General features: G+C 63.1%; 14 protein-coding genes. 12 read left to right on the plus strand and 2 right to left on the minus strand.

The annotated features are described in order from the left end of the window. Positions 1–51 precede the first annotated feature (51 nt). The 8 genes from IFT80_RS07345 (at position 52) to IFT80_RS07380 (ending at position 8,655) form a co-directional block, all read left to right on the plus strand. The gene (locus tag IFT80_RS07345) at positions 52–669 is read left to right on the plus strand and encodes a biliverdin-producing heme oxygenase (protein ID WP_122479612.1); all 618 of its coding nucleotides are present in this window, start codon (positions 52–54) and stop codon (positions 667–669) included. A gap of 19 nt (positions 670–688) precedes the next feature. Further along, positions 689–1,090, plus strand: coding sequence for a YbaN family protein (locus tag IFT80_RS07350; protein WP_122479741.1), 402 nt, complete (start codon positions 689–691; stop codon positions 1,088–1,090). Between the two features lie 81 nt (positions 1,091–1,171). Continuing rightward, the gene (locus tag IFT80_RS07355; protein ID WP_192137086.1) at positions 1,172–2,680 is read left to right on the plus strand and encodes a sigma-54-dependent transcriptional regulator; all 1,509 of its coding nucleotides are present in this window, start codon (positions 1,172–1,174) and stop codon (positions 2,678–2,680) included. A 325-nt stretch (positions 2,681–3,005) separates the two neighbouring features. Further along, complete coding sequence (gene gcvH / locus IFT80_RS07360) at positions 3,006–3,383, plus strand: glycine cleavage system protein GcvH (protein WP_192137088.1); 378 nt, start codon at positions 3,006–3,008, stop codon at positions 3,381–3,383. 9 nt (positions 3,384–3,392) lie between these two features. After that, on the plus strand, positions 3,393–6,254 hold the full coding sequence (gene gcvP / locus IFT80_RS07365) for an aminomethyl-transferring glycine dehydrogenase (RefSeq protein WP_192137090.1): 2,862 nt from the start codon (positions 3,393–3,395) through the stop codon (positions 6,252–6,254). A gap of 55 nt (positions 6,255–6,309) precedes the next feature. Then, a complete protein-coding gene (gene gcvT, locus IFT80_RS07370) occupies positions 6,310–7,434 on the plus strand; it encodes a glycine cleavage system aminomethyltransferase GcvT (RefSeq protein WP_192137092.1) in 1,125 nt (374 codons plus the stop codon). Between the two features lie 420 nt (positions 7,435–7,854). Continuing rightward, positions 7,855–8,067, plus strand: coding sequence for a cold-shock protein (locus IFT80_RS07375; RefSeq protein ID WP_122479618.1), 213 nt, complete (start codon positions 7,855–7,857; stop codon positions 8,065–8,067). 96 nt (positions 8,068–8,163) lie between these two features. Beyond that, entirely contained in the window at positions 8,164–8,655 is a 492-nt protein-coding gene (locus IFT80_RS07380; RefSeq protein ID WP_192137094.1) for an RDD family protein, read from the plus strand. 28 nt (positions 8,656–8,683) lie between these two features. Here the strand turns inward: IFT80_RS07380 and lptG are convergent, their stop codons facing one another. Further along, positions 8,684–9,745 (minus strand): LPS export ABC transporter permease LptG, encoded by a 1,062-nt coding sequence (gene lptG / locus IFT80_RS07385; protein WP_185794112.1) that lies wholly within the window; start codon positions 9,743–9,745, stop codon positions 8,684–8,686. Beyond that, a complete protein-coding gene (lptF, locus tag IFT80_RS07390; RefSeq protein ID WP_122479621.1) occupies positions 9,732–10,856 on the minus strand; it encodes an LPS export ABC transporter permease LptF in 1,125 nt (374 codons plus the stop codon). Before lptF ends, lptG begins: the two co-directional genes overlap by 14 nt. A 262-nt stretch (positions 10,857–11,118) precedes the next feature. On the opposite strand from lptF, the gene IFT80_RS07395 reads away from it, so the two are divergent. From IFT80_RS07395 to IFT80_RS07410, 4 genes are all read left to right on the plus strand, one after another. After that, entirely contained in the window at positions 11,119–12,609 is a 1,491-nt protein-coding gene (locus IFT80_RS07395; RefSeq protein ID WP_192053496.1) for a leucyl aminopeptidase, read from the plus strand. A gap of 122 nt (positions 12,610–12,731) precedes the next feature. Beyond that, positions 12,732–13,160, plus strand: a complete 429-nt coding sequence (locus IFT80_RS07400; protein WP_122479623.1) for a DNA polymerase III subunit chi — start codon at positions 12,732–12,734, stop codon at positions 13,158–13,160. 7 nt (positions 13,161–13,167) lie between these two features. After that, a complete protein-coding gene (locus tag IFT80_RS07405) occupies positions 13,168–13,551 on the plus strand; it encodes a DNA polymerase III subunit chi (RefSeq protein ID WP_122796079.1) in 384 nt (127 codons plus the stop codon). A 220-nt stretch (positions 13,552–13,771) separates the two neighbouring features. Continuing rightward, entirely contained in the window at positions 13,772–16,618 is a 2,847-nt protein-coding gene (locus IFT80_RS07410) for a valine--tRNA ligase (RefSeq protein WP_192053492.1), read from the plus strand. Positions 16,619–16,737 lie beyond the last annotated feature (119 nt).

A 16,737-nucleotide genomic window follows, 5' to 3' on the forward strand; every position in this document is an offset into this window, starting at 1 on the left:
TGAGTTGATTCGTCTCGTCTAAACAGCACCGCATTTTTCAAGGAACTCGCAATGACCGTCACCGAGCACACTCAGGACCTCGCCCCACTGCGCTCCGCCCGCTTGCGCGCGATCAGCCAGGCGTTGCACGACAGCCTGGAAAATACCGTGGCCCGCTACGCGCCATTCGATACGCCGCAAAGCTATGCGCGCTTTCTGCAGATGCAGTACCTGTTCCAATCCGAGTTGCAACACCTGTACAACGACCCGGCCCTGATCGCCTTGTTTCCCGATCTGCCCGAGCGCTGCCGCGCAGAGGCAGCCAAGGCCGATCTGATCGATCTGGGCGTGGCCATTCCGCAACCTGTTCCGGGCGCCCTCAGCGAGCCCAGTCAGGCCACGGCACTCACCTGGATTCGCGTCTCCGAAGGGTCTAAACTCGGCGCCGCCATCCTGATCAAACGGGCTAACGCCTTGGGTTACACCGCCAGTTTCGGTGCTCGCCATTTGGCCGAACCCGAGGGCGGACGCGGCAAAGGCTGGAAAGCCTTCAACGCGATCTTCGACGCCCTGCCGTTCAGCGCGGCTGAAGAAGCGCAAGCTGATCAGGCGGCCAACGATGCGTTTGCGCGCTTGCAGGTGCTGCTGCAACACACCTACGCCGACCACAAGGAAACGGCGCCGGCCTGACCCCCACTGTATGGAACTCATGGACAACCCTCGCCCGCTCCCCTCAAAGCTGGCCCGCGTGCTTTACGGCCTGCTGGCCTATACCAGCCTGATCATCGGGTTGATCGCCATCGTGGTGCCGGGGTTGCCCACCACCGAGTTCATCCTGCTGGCCGCGTGGGCGGCGACCAAAAGCTCACCGCGGCTGAGCGCCTGGCTGGAGAACCACAAGCTGTTCGGCCCGATGTTGCGGAACTGGCGCAATGGCAAGGTCATAACCCGTCGAACCAAGGTCAGCGCAACCGTCAGCATGGTCCTCTGTTCAGTGCTCATGTGGTTTACCCTCAAGCAGCACTGGCCGGTGTACGCGGCGATCTCCGGCATGGTGCTGGTCAACCTGTGGATCTGGTCGCGGCCCGAACGCATCAACCCCCAGCGCTGAGCACGCCCGCGTAGGTGCTACAGCTTTGTGCGATGGCAAGGCATACTGCGTCCCTCCGCTGTCCGGAATGCTCGAGACCCCATGCGTATCCACGTCAGCTTCATCGATCGTGTCGGCATCACCCAGGAAGTGCTGGCCCTGTTGGGGGCGCGCAACCTCAACCTCGACGCAGTCGAGATGGTCCCGCCCAACGTCTATATCGACGCACCGACCCTCAGCCCGCTGGTGCTGGAAGAACTGCACGATGCGCTGTTCCGGGTGCGGGGCGTGGAGGACGTGCGCGTGGTCGATATTCTTCCAGGACAACGCCGGCACCTGCAGCTTGAAGCCTTGCTGGCCGCCATGGGCGATCCAGTGCTGGCACTGGACAGTGCCGGCAATGTGCTGTTGGCCAACCCGGCTTTGGTCGAGCTGTACGGCCGCGAGCCCGCCGGACAGTCGGTGGCGGACCTGTTCGCCGATCCTGCCTTGCTCGGCACCTTGCTCGAACAAGGGTTCCGCCTGCCACTGCGCGAGGTCAACCTGAATGGCCAGACGCTGTTGCTCGATGCCACACCCATCACCGACGCCGGTGCCCTGCTGACGCTATACACGCCCAACCGCATGGGTGAGCGACTGGCCGCCCTGCACCACGACCACGCCGAAGGGTTCGATTCGCTGCTGGGCGACTCCGCACCGATCCGTGCGCTCAAGGCCCGGGCGCAACGTGTTGCGGCGCTGGATGCGCCGCTGTTGATCCAAGGCGAGACGGGCACGGGCAAGGAGCTGGTGGCGCGGGCCTGCCATGCCGTCAGCGCGCGCCACGGCGCGCCGTTCCTGGCGCTCAACTGCGCCGCCCTGCCGGAAAACCTCGCCGAGAGCGAGCTGTTCGGCTATGCCCCTGGCGCGTTCACCGGCGCCCAGCGCGGTGGCAAGCCGGGGCTGATGGAACTGGCCCACCAAGGCACGGTGTTTCTCGACGAAATCGGCGAAATGTCGCCGTACCTGCAGGCCAAGCTGCTGCGGTTCCTCAACGATGGCAGCTTTCGCCGGGTAGGCGGCGACCGTGAGGTCAAGGTCAACGTGCGCATCCTCAGCGCCACCCACCGCAACCTGGAGCAGATGGTGGCCGAAGGCGCCTTCCGCGAAGATCTGTTCTACCGCTTGAACGTGCTCAACCTGAACGTGCCACCCCTGCGCGAGCGCGGCGAAGATATCCTGCTGTTGGCTCGTTATTTCATGCAGCAGGCCTGCACGCAGATTCAGCGACCGATGTGCCGACTGACGACGAGCACCTACCCTGCCCTGCTGGGCAACCGCTGGCCGGGCAACGTTCGGCAGTTGCAGAACGTGATCTTTCGCGCAGCCGCCGTCTGCGAAAGCAACACAGTCGACATCGGCGATCTGGACATCGCCGGCACCAGCGTGAGTCGACGCAACGACGGCGACGTCGTCAGCCTGGAGCAGGCCGTTGGCGCCTACGAAAAAGCGCTTCTGGAAAAGCTCTACCCCAGTTACCCATCCAGCCGGCAACTGGCCAGCCGTCTACTGACATCCCACACGGCCATCGCCAACCGGTTGCGCAAGTATGGAATCGGTGGCGCGAACTGATACCACAGCCGAACCGGACTGTATCGATTTAAATACAGCGTACTTAATTCGATACGACTTCTGTAGCAGTGGCGCAAGCCGCGTCCGGGCTCGCCTGGGTCCATGCAATAGACCGCGTCTACCGCCGACGCGGCTTGCGCCGCTGCTACAGAGGAATCAGGCTGTTTGCTGGCCCACGTGTTGCGTAGCGTTTTCGTTACAGTCGTTGCGATCCTTGATGGGGGTGACTTGCCTGGAGCCCTTGCAGCCTGTGACTTTGGGAAATCTGGCAACCATCTTGCTAGGTAACCCTCATTGCTGAACCCCAAATCATTGCGGAGTTTCCATGAGCGAGTTGCGTTTCACCGTCGAACACGAATGGCTGCGCCTCGAAGCCGACGGTAGCGTCACGGTCGGTATCACCCCATTTGCCCAGAATGCTTTGGGCGACGTGGTCTTCGTGCAGTTGCCCGAACTGGCCCGCCATGCGCGCGATGCCGAGGTTTCGGTGCTGGAATCGGTGAAGGCCGCCAGCAGCATCAACATGCCCCTGGATGGCGAGATCGTCGAAGTCAACGCTGCACTCGATGCGGCTCCGGAACTGGTCAACCAGGACCCACTGGCCCGGGGCTGGTTCTTCCGGTTCATTCCCGACGACCTCGAACAGGTTCGCGCCTTGCTCGACCAGACCGCCTACGACAACCTGATCGCCGCCCAAGGCTGAGGACCCACCATGACTCGCGCCATTGCATTGCACACCGACAATGAATTCATCGCTCGCCACATCGGCCCGGGCCCGGCCGACGAGCAGGCCATGCTCGACTTCCTGGGTTTCGACAGCCTCGATGCCCTGAGCGCCAGCGTCATCCCCGAAAGCATCAAGGGCACCAGCGTGCTGGGCCTTTCGGCCGGGCAAAGCGAAGCCGATGCCCTGGCCGCGATCAAGGCCATCGCCCAGCAGAACCAACTGTTCAAGAACTACATCGGCCAGGGCTACTACAACACCCACACGCCGGCGCCGATCCTGCGCAACCTGTTGGAGAACCCCGCCTGGTACACGGCCTACACGCCGTATCAGCCGGAGATCTCCCAAGGTCGTCTGGAGGCGCTGCTCAATTTCCAGACCCTGATCAGCGACCTGACCGGACTGCCCATCGCCAATGCCTCGTTGCTCGATGAAGCGACCGCCGCCGCCGAGGCCATGACCTTCTGCAAACGGCTGAGCAAGAACAAGAACAGCCAGCGCTTCTTCGCCTCCAGCCATTGCCATCCACAGACCCTGGCCGTGCTGATCACCCGCGCCGAGCCGCTGGGTATCGAAGTGGTCATCGGCGACGAGCATGAGCTTGCCGACACCGACGGTTTCTTCGGCGCTCTGCTGCAGTATCCCGCCAGTAACGGCGACATTTTCGACTACCGTGAACTGGTAAAGCGCTTTCATGCTGGCAATGCCCTGGTAGCCGTAGCGGCTGACCTGCTCGCCCTGACGCTGCTCAGCCCTCCAGGCGAATTCGGTGCCGACGTCGCCATCGGCAGCGCCCAGCGTTTCGGCGTGCCACTGGGTTTCGGTGGCCCACACGCGGCGTACTTTTCCACCCGTGACAGCTTCAAACGCGACATGCCTGGGCGTTTGGTCGGCGTGTCGGTGGATCGCCATGGCAAGAGCGCGCTGCGCCTGGCCATGCAGACCCGTGAACAGCACATCCGTCGCGAGAAGGCCACCAGCAACATCTGCACGGCCCAGGTGCTGCTGGCCAACATCGCCAGCATGTACGCGGTCTACCACGGCCCGGCCGGCCTGATCCAGATCGCGCGACGCACCCACCAGCTCACCGCCATTCTGGCACGTGGCCTGACCCAATTGGGCGTGCGCGTGGAGCAGCAACACTTCTTCGACACCCTGACCCTGGCCACTGGCAGCGCGACCGAGCGCCTGCACGAGCAGGCCCGGGCTGCAGGCATCAACCTGCGCGAAGTCGACGCGCAGCGCGTGGGCATCTCGCTGGACGAAACCACCCGCCAGGCCGACGTGGAAGCCTTGTGGGAGCTGTTCCACAACGCAAGCACGCAGGTAGTATTCCAGACCCTGGCCGATGAGGTCGGCGATCAACTGCCCGAGCCGCTGCTGCGCCAGTCGGCGATCCTGCAGCATCCGGTGTTCAATCGCTATCACTCGGAAACCGAGCTGATGCGCTACCTGCGCCGCCTGGCCGACAAGGACCTGGCCCTGGATCGCACCATGATCCCACTGGGCTCCTGCACCATGAAGCTCAATGCCGCCAGCGAAATGATCCCGGTGACCTGGGCCGAGTTCGGCCAGTTGCACCCTTTCGCACCGGCCGCGCAGAGCCGGGGCTATCAGTTACTGACCGACGAGCTGGAGAGCATGCTGTGCGCGGCCACCGGCTACGATTCCGTGTCACTGCAACCCAACGCCGGCTCCCAAGGTGAATACGCCGGCTTGCTGGCCATTCGGGCCTACCACCAGAGCCGCGGCGAAGCGCACCGCGACATCTGCCTGATTCCATCCTCGGCGCACGGCACCAATCCGGCGACCGCGCACATGGCCGGGATGCGCGTCGTGGTCACTGCCTGCGATGCACGCGGCAACGTTGACATCGAAGACCTGCGCGCCAAGGCCATCGAGCACGGTGACAAGCTCGCCGCACTGATGATCACCTACCCGTCCACCCATGGCGTGTTCGAGGAAGGCATCCGCGAGATCTGCGCGATCATTCATGACCACGGTGGCCAGGTGTACATCGATGGCGCCAACATGAACGCCATGGTCGGCCTGTGCGCACCGGGCAAGTTCGGCGGCGACGTGTCCCACCTGAACCTGCACAAGACCTTCTGCATTCCCCATGGCGGTGGCGGCCCAGGTGTCGGCCCGATTGGCGTGAAAGCGCACCTGGCGCCGTTTCTGCCCGGCCATGCCGCGCTGGAGCGCAAACAGGGCGCGGTCTGCGCGGCCCCGTTCGGCAGCGCCAGCATCCTGCCGATCACCTGGATGTACATTCGCATGATGGGCGGCGATGGTCTCAAGCGCGCGTCCCAGGTGGCCATCCTCAACGCCAACTACATTGCCCGGCGCCTGGAACAGCACTACCCGATCCTCTATGCCGGCAGCAACGGACTGGTGGCCCACGAGTGCATCCTCGACGTACGCCCGCTCAAGGACAGCAGCGGCATCAGCGTCGACGACGTCGCCAAGCGCCTGATCGACTTCGGCTTCCATGCCCCGACCATGTCGTTCCCGGTGGCAGGTACCTTGATGATCGAACCGACCGAAAGCGAGTCGCTGGAAGAACTCGATCGGTTCTGCAACGCCATGATCCAGATCCGCGAAGAGATTCGCGCCGTCGAGGAAGGCCGTCTGGATCGCGAAGACAACCCGCTGAAAAACGCGCCGCACACCGCCGCCGAACTGGTCGGTGAGTGGACCCACGCCTACAGCCGCGAACAGGCGGTCTACCCGCTGCCGACGCTGCAGGAAAACAAGTACTGGCCGCCTGTGGGTCGGGTCGACAACGTTTTTGGGGATCGCAACCTGGTGTGCGCCTGCCCTTCCATCGAAGCCTATCAGCAAGCGTGACAACTGCGGCGCGCAGCGTTGATCGCTGCGCGCCCTGCCTCGCAAGGAACAAACAATGTCCGATGCCACTTTGCAAAAAACACCCCTGCACGCGCTGCACCTGGAACTGGGCGCGCGCATGGTGCCGTTCGCCGGTTACGACATGCCGGTGCAGTATCCGCTGGGCGTGATGAAGGAGCACCGCCACACCCGTGCCCAGGCCGGGTTGTTCGACGTGTCGCACATGGGCCAGATTCGCCTGACCGGCGCCGATGCCGCCAAGGCACTGGAGACGCTGGTGCCGGTGGACATCATCGACCTGCCCGTGGGCATGCAGCGCTATGCCATGTTCACCAATGAACAAGGCGGCATTCTCGACGATCTGATGGTGGCGAACCTGGGCAACGACACCTTGCTGCTGGTGGTCAACGCCGCCTGCAAGGATCAGGACCTTGCCCATCTGCAACGCCATCTGCACGGTCACTGCGAAATCGAGGCGTTGTTCGACGCACGTGCGCTTTTGGCACTGCAGGGGCCAGCAGCGGTAACGGTGCTGGCACGCCTGGCGCCGGAAGTCGCAGACATGACCTTCATGCAGTTCGCCAGCGTGAAGCTGCTGGGCGTTGAGTGCTACGTGAGTCGCTCGGGCTACACCGGCGAAGACGGCTTCGAGATTTCCGTGCCCAGCAGCGAGGCAGAAGCGCTTGCGCGCGCCCTGCTGGCCGAGCCTGAAGTGGAACCGATCGGCCTGGGCGCACGCGATTCGCTGCGCCTGGAGGCGGGCCTGTGCCTGTATGGCCATGACATGGACAGCGAGACATCACCGATTGCGGCCAGTTTGCTGTGGGCCATCTCCAAGGCGCGCCGTGCCGAGGGTGCGCGCGCCGGTGGCTTCCCAGGTGCTGACATCATCTTTGCCCAGCAACGCGAAGGCGTTGCACGCAAGCGCGTCGGCCTGCTGCCGCAGGATCGCACTCCAGTGCGCGAAGGTGCGTCGATCATCAACGCTCAAGGAGTGGAAGTCGGCCGCGTGTGCAGCGGCGGGTTCGGCCCGACACTGGACGCGCCGGTTGCCATGGGCTACGTCGACGCCAGCGCCGCTGCCTTGGATAACGAACTGCAGGCCATCGTGCGTGGCAAGCCCGTGCCCTTGAAAGTTGCCAAGATGCCCTTCGTTGCTCAACGCTATTATCGTGGGTGAATGAAAGACCGGATATCCCTGCGAGTGCGCAAACAGTCGCTGCTGGTAGATAAAAACTATGACGCGTCTATAAAGCGTCATGGTTCCACCGCACTTCGGCCCATGATTGCCACTGCTTGAATCCATTGGCGTCAAGGGAATACAGCGTCGTGCACGATCGTGGAGCAACGCGGCGGATACGGCCTGAAATGCGGCAAAAAAAGCTCGAAATGCGCAGGTTGCGAGGGCTTGTTTTTCTCGCTGAAGTTAGCGTAAAGTTTCTCCACTGTGTTTGCATGGGTCGCTTGGATCGTGACCTGGGCAGTAGCTCTGATCATTGCTACAACCCGTTCGACGTCTCTTACTTTCCTGCAAATCAGCCCAGTACTCTTTCATGTGAAAGACGCTGTTAATAATTCTAGGTTTCAAGGAAATTAAGCTATGTCGAATCGTCAAAGCGGTACCGTCAAGTGGTTCAACGACGAAAAAGGTTTTGGTTTCATCACCCCTGAGAGCGGCCCGGACCTGTTCGTACACTTCCGCGCCATTCAGGGCAACGGCTTCAAAAGCCTGAAGGAAGGCCAGAAGGTCACCTTCGTTGCCGTGCAGGGCCAGAAAGGCCTGCAGGCTGACGAGGTTCAAGCCGAGGCTTGATTCGAGCGTCGCCGAAAAGCCCCAGCGCTGATAGCCTGGGGTTTTTTTGTGGCCGCTCGGCCGACGTGACCGGCCAATTCTGCCCAAGGATCTTCGATGGCGCCCATTGCAGCGCACAACCTGCAGCCGATACCGGCGAGCCTGGCTCGGCGCCTGGCCGCAGCGACCTACGACCTGATCCTGTGTCTGGCGCTGCTGATGGCTGCCGCCGCGCTGTACAAGCTGGCCCAGATGGGTTGGTACGGTGAGGCCCGTCTGCGCGTCCTTTCCGAGGCGGGTGCGCTGGATCGCGATCCATGGCTGTCGCTGCTGCTGACAGGCCTGTCGTTCGCCTTCTTCGCTCGTTTCTGGACCCATGGCGGACAGACCCTGGGTATGCAGGCCTGGGGCATTCGCGTGCAGAACGTCGACGGCAGCACCGTCAGCCTCGGCCAGGCGCTGCTGCGCTTCGTGCTGGCACTGCTGTCCTGGCTGTGCCTGGGGCTCGGTTGGTGGTGGATGCTGATGGAGCGCCGCCAGCGCACCTGGCACGACTTGGGTTCACGTAGCCAGGTCGTGCGGGTTGCCAAAGAAAAAACCGGCCACTGAGGGCCGGTTCGAAGGTGACCGCCAGGCGCTAGCCGGCGCGTCGCAGCAGCCAGAGTCCCGCCACCGCGCAGATCGCCGCAGGCAACACCACCGCCAGTAGCGGCGGAAAGCCGAACACCAGGCTCGAAGGCCCGAGCAGGTCCTGGGCAATGCGGAACACGAAGCCCACCAGCACACCGGTGAACACGCGCTGGCCCAGGGTGACCGAGCGCAATGGACCGAAGATGAAGGAGATGGCCATCAACACCAATGCCGCCGTTACCAGCGGCTGCAGCACCTTGACCCAGAACGCCAGCCAGTACTGACCGTTGTTGAGGCCCTGGTCGGCCAGGTAGTGGATGTATCCCCACAGCCCGGAGATGGACAACGCTTCGGGTGCGACGATGACGGTGCTGAGCAACTGAGGTGTCAGGGAAACATCCCAGCGCTCCTCGGGAGCCTTGACCACTTCACTGCGATCGGCGTGAAACAGCGTGGTGGTGACCTCGCTCAACTGCCAGTGATCGCCGTCGTATTGCGCCTTGCGGGCAAAGCTGGCGCTGAGCATGTGGCGCTGATCATCGAAACGGTAGCGCGTCACCCCGTACAGCAGGCCGCGTGGCTGCACCGTGTTGATGTGGATGAACTCGTCACCCTGGCGGTGCCACATGCCGTGCTTGCCGCTTTGCGCATCGCCACTGCCCAGGGCCAGCGAGCGCTCGGCCTGAGCCTTGTTCTCTGCCGGCGGGGCGACGTATTCGCCCACCAGTACGCCGACCACCATCAGCACCAGCATCGGCTTCATCACGGCCCAGACGATGCGCCCCACCGAGACGCCCGCCGCACGCATGATGGTCAACTCGCTGCTGCTGGCCAGGCTGCCGAGGCCGATCAGGCAGCCGATCAAAGCCGCCATCGGCAGCATGTCGTAGACCCGCCGCGGCGCGGTCAGGGCAACGTACTTGCCGGCATCGAACAAGGTGTAGCTGTCGCTGATGTCGCCCATTTCGTCGATGAAGGCGAACAGCGAAGCCAGCCCGAGAATGATGCCCAGCACCGCGAGGATGGCGACCGCCACGCTCTTGCCGATGTAGCGATCAAGCTTGACCATGGGTCACCCCCTTGGCGCGACGGCTGGCACGGGCCAGCTTCATCGGTTCCCAGTACATCAGCAGCAGGCCGATGGCCAGGAACAGCACGTGCACCCACCACATGCCCAGTGCTGCAGGCAGGCGGCCTTTTTCCATGGCGCTACGCGCGGCGATGAGCAGAGTCAGGTAGGCCATGTACAGGAGGATCGCCGGCAGCAGTTTGAGGAAGCGTCCCTGGCGCGGGTTGACCCGTGACAACGGGACCGCCATCAAGGTCACGATGAATACCAGCACCGGCAGTGACAGGCGCCACTGCAACTCGGCGCGCGGCCGTGGATCGGTGCTGCCCCACAGCTCGCCGGTGGGGATGGCTTCGCGGTCGGTGATGTCGCTGCTCACGTCGGGCTTGGGCAGAAGCACGCCATAGGTGTCGTACTGGATGGCGCGGTAGTTGGCCTCGCCCGGATTGCCGTCGTAGCGGAAGCCGTTTTCCAGGATCAGGTAGCGGTTGCCGTCGGCGCGCACTTCCTGGCGGCCCTTTTCAGCCACCAGCACGGAGATCCCGCGGTCCTTGGCCTTGTCCTGGGACATGCGCTTCTCGGAAATGAACACGCCGCTGAGATCGACGCGGTTTTCCGAGAGGCTCTGGGTGTAGGTGACCCGCGTGCCATCGCGCAACGCCTGGAAGCGACCGGGCACCAGGGTGTCGAATTCGGTCATGGCGTCCTGCTGGTTGATGATCGTGGCGACCTGGGCAACGCCCTGCGGAGCCAGGCTCAGGCTCAACCACGCCACCAGCAGGGCGACCAGCGTCGCCGGAGCCAGGGTGATGGCCAACAGGCGCTGCTGGCTCATGCCGGTGGCGGAAAGCACGGTCATCTCGCTTTCCAGGTACAGCCGCCCATACGCCAGCAGGATGCCCAGGAACAGGCCCAGCGGCAGGATCAGTTGCAGGAAGCCCGGCAGGCGGAAGCCCATGATCATGAACAGCACGCCGGGGTCCAGGATGCCGGACGCCGCCTGGGCCAGATACTTGATGAAGCGCCCGCTCATGATGATCACCAGGAGCACGGCACTCACGGCGCTCATTGTGATCATGACCTCACGGGACAGATAACGGAAAACGATCAAACCAGACACTCCAGGGTCGTCGCGCGCAGGCAGCCCGACAGGGGAACGTAGCAGCCAGGACAGGGGCCGGCCCGCGTGAGCGGGCCAGGTAAAAAGTCGCCGCATTATCCTGTGAAAGGCTGTGCCTGTCACTTAACAGCGGCATCGGGTGGACAATTACCGCCATGCAAAGGTTGCGAGCGGGCTGGGGCTGGGGTCAAACTGGCTGCTTTCGCGCGAACCGTCTTGCGCAAGCATCGACCTAGAATCAGGGGTTCTGGATATGGAATTGGTTGTAAAGAGCGTTGCTGCCGAATCAGTTAAAACCGCGACCCTGGTCGTCGCCATCGGCGAAGAACGCGCCCTGGGCGCCATTGCCAGCAAGATCGACGGCCTGAGCGGCGGCTTGATCAGCGCTGCACTCAAGCGCGGCGACATCGCCGGGCGTGCGGGCCAGACCCTGTTGCTGCCGGGCGTGCCGGCGCTCAAGGCCGAGCGCCTGCTGCTGGTGGGCAGCGGCAAGGACGACGAACTGGCCGACCGCCCGTGGCGCAAACTGGCCAGCGCTGCCTACGGCGTACTGAAGAACCTGGGCGGCAGCGATGCCGTGTTTGCCTTCGACGAACTGACCGTCAAGGGCCGCGATGCCTATGGCAGAACGCGCCTGTTGGCAGAAACCCTGCTCGATGGCGAGTACGTGTTCGATCGCTTCAAGAGCAAGAAGGCCGATCCACGTGCCTTGCAGAAGATCACCCTGCTGACCCAGAAATCCAGACAGGCCGACGTCGAACGCGCCGTTGCCCACGCCAAGGCGATTGCCAGTGGCATGAGCTTCACCAAGGATCTGGGCAACCTGCCACCCAACCTGTGCCACCCCAGCTTCCTGGCCGAAGCCGCGAAGAGCCTGAGCAAGGCGCACAAGAACCTCAAGGTCGAGATTCACGACGAGAAGAAGCTCAAGGAACTGGGCATGGGTGCGTTCCTGGCCGTAGCCCAGGGCAGTGCGCAGCCACCGCGGTTGATCGTGCTCAACTATCAAGGCGCGAAGAAATCCGAGCAGCCGTACGTGCTGGTCGGCAAGGGCATCACCTTCGACACCGGCGGCATCAGCATCAAGCCAGCCGCCGGCATGGACGAGATGAAGTACGACATGTGCGGTGCTGCCAGCGTGTTCGGCACCCTGCGCGCCGTGCTGGAGCTGGAGCTGCCGATCAACCTGGTGTGCCTGATGGCCTGCGCCGAGAACATGCCCAGTGATCGCGCGACGCGCCCTGGCGACATCGTCGAAACCATGAGCGGGCAGACCGTGGAAATTCTCAACACCGACGCCGAAGGCCGTCTGGTGCTGTGCGACGCGCTGACCTACGCAGAGCGCTTCAACCCGCGCGCGGTGATCGACATCGCGACCTTGACCGGTGCTTGCGTTGTGGCTCTGGGTGGCCATACCACGGGCCTGATGAGCAACAACGAGGCCTTGGTCGGCCAACTGCTGGAAGCCGGCAAGCAGGCCGACGACCGCTGCTGGCAGCTGCCGCTGTTCGAGGAGTACCAGGAGCAACTGGACAGCCCGTTCGCCGACATCGCCAACATCGGCGGGCCGAAGGGCGGCGCCATCACCGCGGGCTGCTTCTTGTCCCGGTTCACCAAGGCCTACGAGTGGGCGCACCTGGACATTGCCGGCACGGCATGGGTCAGTGGCGGCAAGGACAAGGGCGCCACCGGTCGTCCGGTGCCTCTGCTCACCCAGTACCTGCTGGACCGCGCCGGGGTGTAATGCCTCAAGTCCGCGTCGGTCTTTTCGCGGGCAGAGCCCCGCTCCCACACAAGCATGCTTCCTGTGGGAGGGGGCTCTGCCCGCGAAGAGGGCGACTCGGTCTCAAGCACCAGGAACACACCATGCCCCAAGTCGACTTCTATGTTCTGCCCACTCCCCTGCCCGCCGCACGCCTGGATTTCGCCTGCAAGTTGGCCGAGAAAGCCTGGCGGTTGGGCCACCGGGTGTACGTTCATTGCACCGACGCTGCCCAGCGCGAAGCACTGGACGCACGCCTGTGGAGTTTCAAGGGTGAAAGCTTCGTGCCCCACAGCCTTGAAGAGGATGGCCCTCACGCGCCCGTCACATTGGGCATCGCAGCCCAGGCGGCAGGCCATGACGATCTCCTGATCAATCTGGCCTTGAACGTTCCAGGCTTTGCCAGCCAGTTCGCGCGCGTTGCCGAAATTGTCGTCGAAGACCCTGCTATTCGTCAGGCCGCCCGGGAGAGTTTTCGTTTCTACCGTGAACAAGGCTATCCTCTGCAAGACCACCGCTTATCGCGACTTTGAGCCCAAGATGGACAACAACACCAAGCCTTTGCCCAAATCCGTACACCTGCTGGACGACCTCGAGTCGATCCGCAAGCTGCTCGGCGACGACACTCTGCAACCACCGTTGCTGACCGACGCCGTGGTTCGCAGCGAACCCGAGGTGCCGTTGCTGTTCGAACTGCACGACGAACCCGTGGCCACTGCACCGGCGGCCCTGCCGTCGGAACCGGCAGCGGCACCCAGCCCGGCGCAGAATCGCCAGGATACCTTGCTGCACCTGGACGCCGAACTGCGCGCCGCGGCCCAGTTGATCATGCAGGATGTGATCGACGACTTCGCGCCTCACATCGAAACCGAAATCAAGCGCCGCCTCGAAGCGCGCATGGAAAGGTTGCTCAACCAGGGCTGATACCCTCCCCCGCGCCTTCGTGGCCACGGACCGCTCGCCTACCACCGTAGGAGCGGTCATCGGCCGCGAAACAGGCGCTACGGTGTGTCAGCCATACCGAATCGCGCCCATCGCGGCCACGGACCGCTCCTACGCAGCCCGCCTCCCTCCCATAGCCGCCATATCCCCGCTATACTTCCCGGCTTTCTTTGAATAAATGCCTTATAGGGTCCCGCCGCGCATGGATAAGACCTACCAGCCGCACGCTATCGAAACTTCCTGGTACCAGACCTGGGAGGCCGAGAACTATTTCGCCCCGCAAGGTGCCGGCGACTCCTACACCATCATGATTCCGCCGCCGAACGTGACTGGCAGCCTGCACATGGGCCACGGTTTCAACAACGCCATCATGGACGCGCTGATCCGTTTTCGTCGCATGCAGGGCCGCAACACCCTGTGGCAGCCTGGCACCGACCACGCTGGCATCGCCACGCAGATGCTGGTCGAGCGTCAGATCGAAGCCCAGGGGCTGAATCGCCATGATCTGGGCCGGGAAAAATTCCTGGAAAAGATCTGGGAATGGAAAGACCAGTCCGGTGGCAACATCAGCCGCCAGATTCGCCGCCTCGGCTCATCGGTCGATTGGAGCCGCGAACGCTTCACCATGGATGACGGCCTGTCCGAAGCGGTCAAGGAAGCGTTCGTGCGCCTGCACGAAGACGGCCTGATCTACCGCGGCAAGCGCCTCGTCAACTGGGACACCAAGCTGCACACGGCGATCTCCGACCTGGAAGTGGAAAACCACGACGAAAAGGGTTTCCTCTGGAACCTCAAGTACCCGCTGGCAGACGGCGCCAGAACTGCCGAAGGCAATGACTTCCTGATCGTCGCCACCACGCGCCCGGAAACCATGCTCGGTGACGCCGCCGTCGCGGTGAACCCGAACGACGAGCGCTACCAGGCCTTGATCGGCAAGTTCGTCGAACTGCCATTGGTGGGCCGTCGCATTCCGATCATCGCGGATGACTATTGCGACCCTGAGTTCGGTACCGGTTGCGTGAAAATCACCCCGGCCCACGATTTCAACGACTACGAAGTCGGCAAGCGCCACAACCTGCCGCTGCTCAACATCTTCGACAAGAATGCCCAGGTGCTGGCCAGTGCCCAGGTGTTCAACCTCGACGGCACCCTGAACGACAGCGTGGACGGCACCTTGCCCGGCGAATACGCCGGCCTGGACCGCTTCGAGGCACGCAAGCAGATCGTCGCCGCGTTCGACGCCGCCGGCCTGCTGGTCAGCGTCGACGACCACGCCTTGAAAGTGCCGAAGGGTGATCGCTCCGGTACGGTCATCGAGCCTTGGCTGACGGACCAGTGGTACGTGTCCACCAAACCTTTGGCGGAGCCAGCCATCGCTGCCGTGGAAGACGGACGCATCCAGTTCGTACCCAAGCAGTACGAAAACATGTACTTCTCCTGGATGCGTGACATCCAGGACTGGTGCATCAGCCGCCAGCTCTGGTGGGGCCATCGCATTCCAGCCTGGTACGACGAGTCCGGCAAGGTCTATGTCGGCCGCAGCGAAGAGGAAGTGCGCAGCAAGCACGGCTTGGGCGCCGACGTGACGCTCAACCAGGACAACGACGTACTGGATACCTGGTTCAGCTCGGGCCTGTGGACCTTCTCCACCCTGGGCTGGCCGGAACAGACCGAATTCCTGAAGAAATTCCACAGCACCGACGTGCTGGTCACCGGTTTCGACATCATCTTCTTCTGGGTCGCCCGGATGATCATGTTGACCATGCACCTGGTCAAGGACGAGAACGGTACGCCGCAGGTGCCGTTCAAGACCGTCTACGTACATGGCCTGGTGCGTGACGGCCAGGGCCAGAAGATGTCCAAGTCCAAGGGCAACGTGCTTGACCCGCTGGACATCATCGACGGTATCGAGCTCGAAGCCCTGGTGGAAAAACGCACCAGCGGCCTGATGCAGCCCAAACTGGCGAAGAAGATCGAAAAGCAGACCCGCGACGAGTTCGAAGGCGGCATTGCCAGCTACGGCACCGACGCCTTGCGCTTCACCTTCTGTTCGCTGGCGTCCACCGGTCGCGACATCAAGTTCGACATGGGCCGCGTCGAAGGCTATCGCAACTTCTGCAACAAGATCTGGAACGCGGCGCGCTACGTGCTCGACAAGGGCGAGGATTGCGGCCAGAACGGCGAAGCCTACGAGCTGTCGCTGGCCGATCGCTGGATCATCTCGCAACTGCAGCGCACCGAAGCCGAAGTGACCCGCCACCTCGACCAGTTCCGTTTCGACCTGGCTGCCCAGGCGCTCTACGAGTTCATCTGGAACCAGTATTGCGACTGGTACCTGGAGCTGTCCAAGCCTGTGCTGTGGGACGAAAACGCTCCGATCGAGCGTCAGCGCGGTACTCGCCGCACCTTGGTGCGCGTGCTTGAAGTGGCCCTGCGCCTGGCGCATCCGTTCATGCCGTTCATCACCGAAGAAATCTGGCAGCGCCTGGCGCCGCTCGCCGGTGTGCAGGGCAAGACGATCATGCTGCAACCTTGGCCGGTGGCCAACGAAAGCCGCATCGATACGGCGGCCGAAGACGACATCGAGTGGCTCAAGGGCCTGATGCTGGGCGTGCGCAACATTCGTGGAGAGATGAACATCGGTCCAGGCAAGCCGCTGGCCCTGTTCCTCAAGAACACCGGCAGCCAGGACCAGCGTCGCCTGCAGGAGAACGATGCCTTGCTGCGCAAGCTTGCCAAGCTGGAATCCATCACCGTGCTTGCCGATGGCCAGGAGGCGCCTCTGAGTGCCACCGCGCTGGTCGGCGAGATGGAAGTGCTGGTGCCCATGGCAGGCTTGATCGACAAGGACGCCGAACTGGCGCGTCTGGACAAGGAGATCCAGCGTCTGAATGGTGAAGTGGCACGCGTGGGCGGCAAGTTGTCCAATGCGGCCTTCGTCGACAAGGCGCCTCCCGCCGTCATCGACAAAGAGCGCGCCAAACTGGCCGAAGCCGAACAGGCATTGACCAAGCTGGCCGAACAGCACGCGCGGATCGCCAGCCTGTAATTCGTCTTGCGGGCCTCATCGCGGGCGCTGCTCGCCCCCACAGAGATCTATGCAACCCAGTAGATCCCTGTGGGAGCGGGCTCTGCCCGCGAAGAGGCCAGCAGCCTCACCGGTAACCT

Source organism: Pseudomonas sp. CFBP 8771 (assembly GCF_014841695.1).
GTDB classification, from domain to species: domain Bacteria; phylum Pseudomonadota; class Gammaproteobacteria; order Pseudomonadales; family Pseudomonadaceae; genus Aquipseudomonas; species Aquipseudomonas baltica.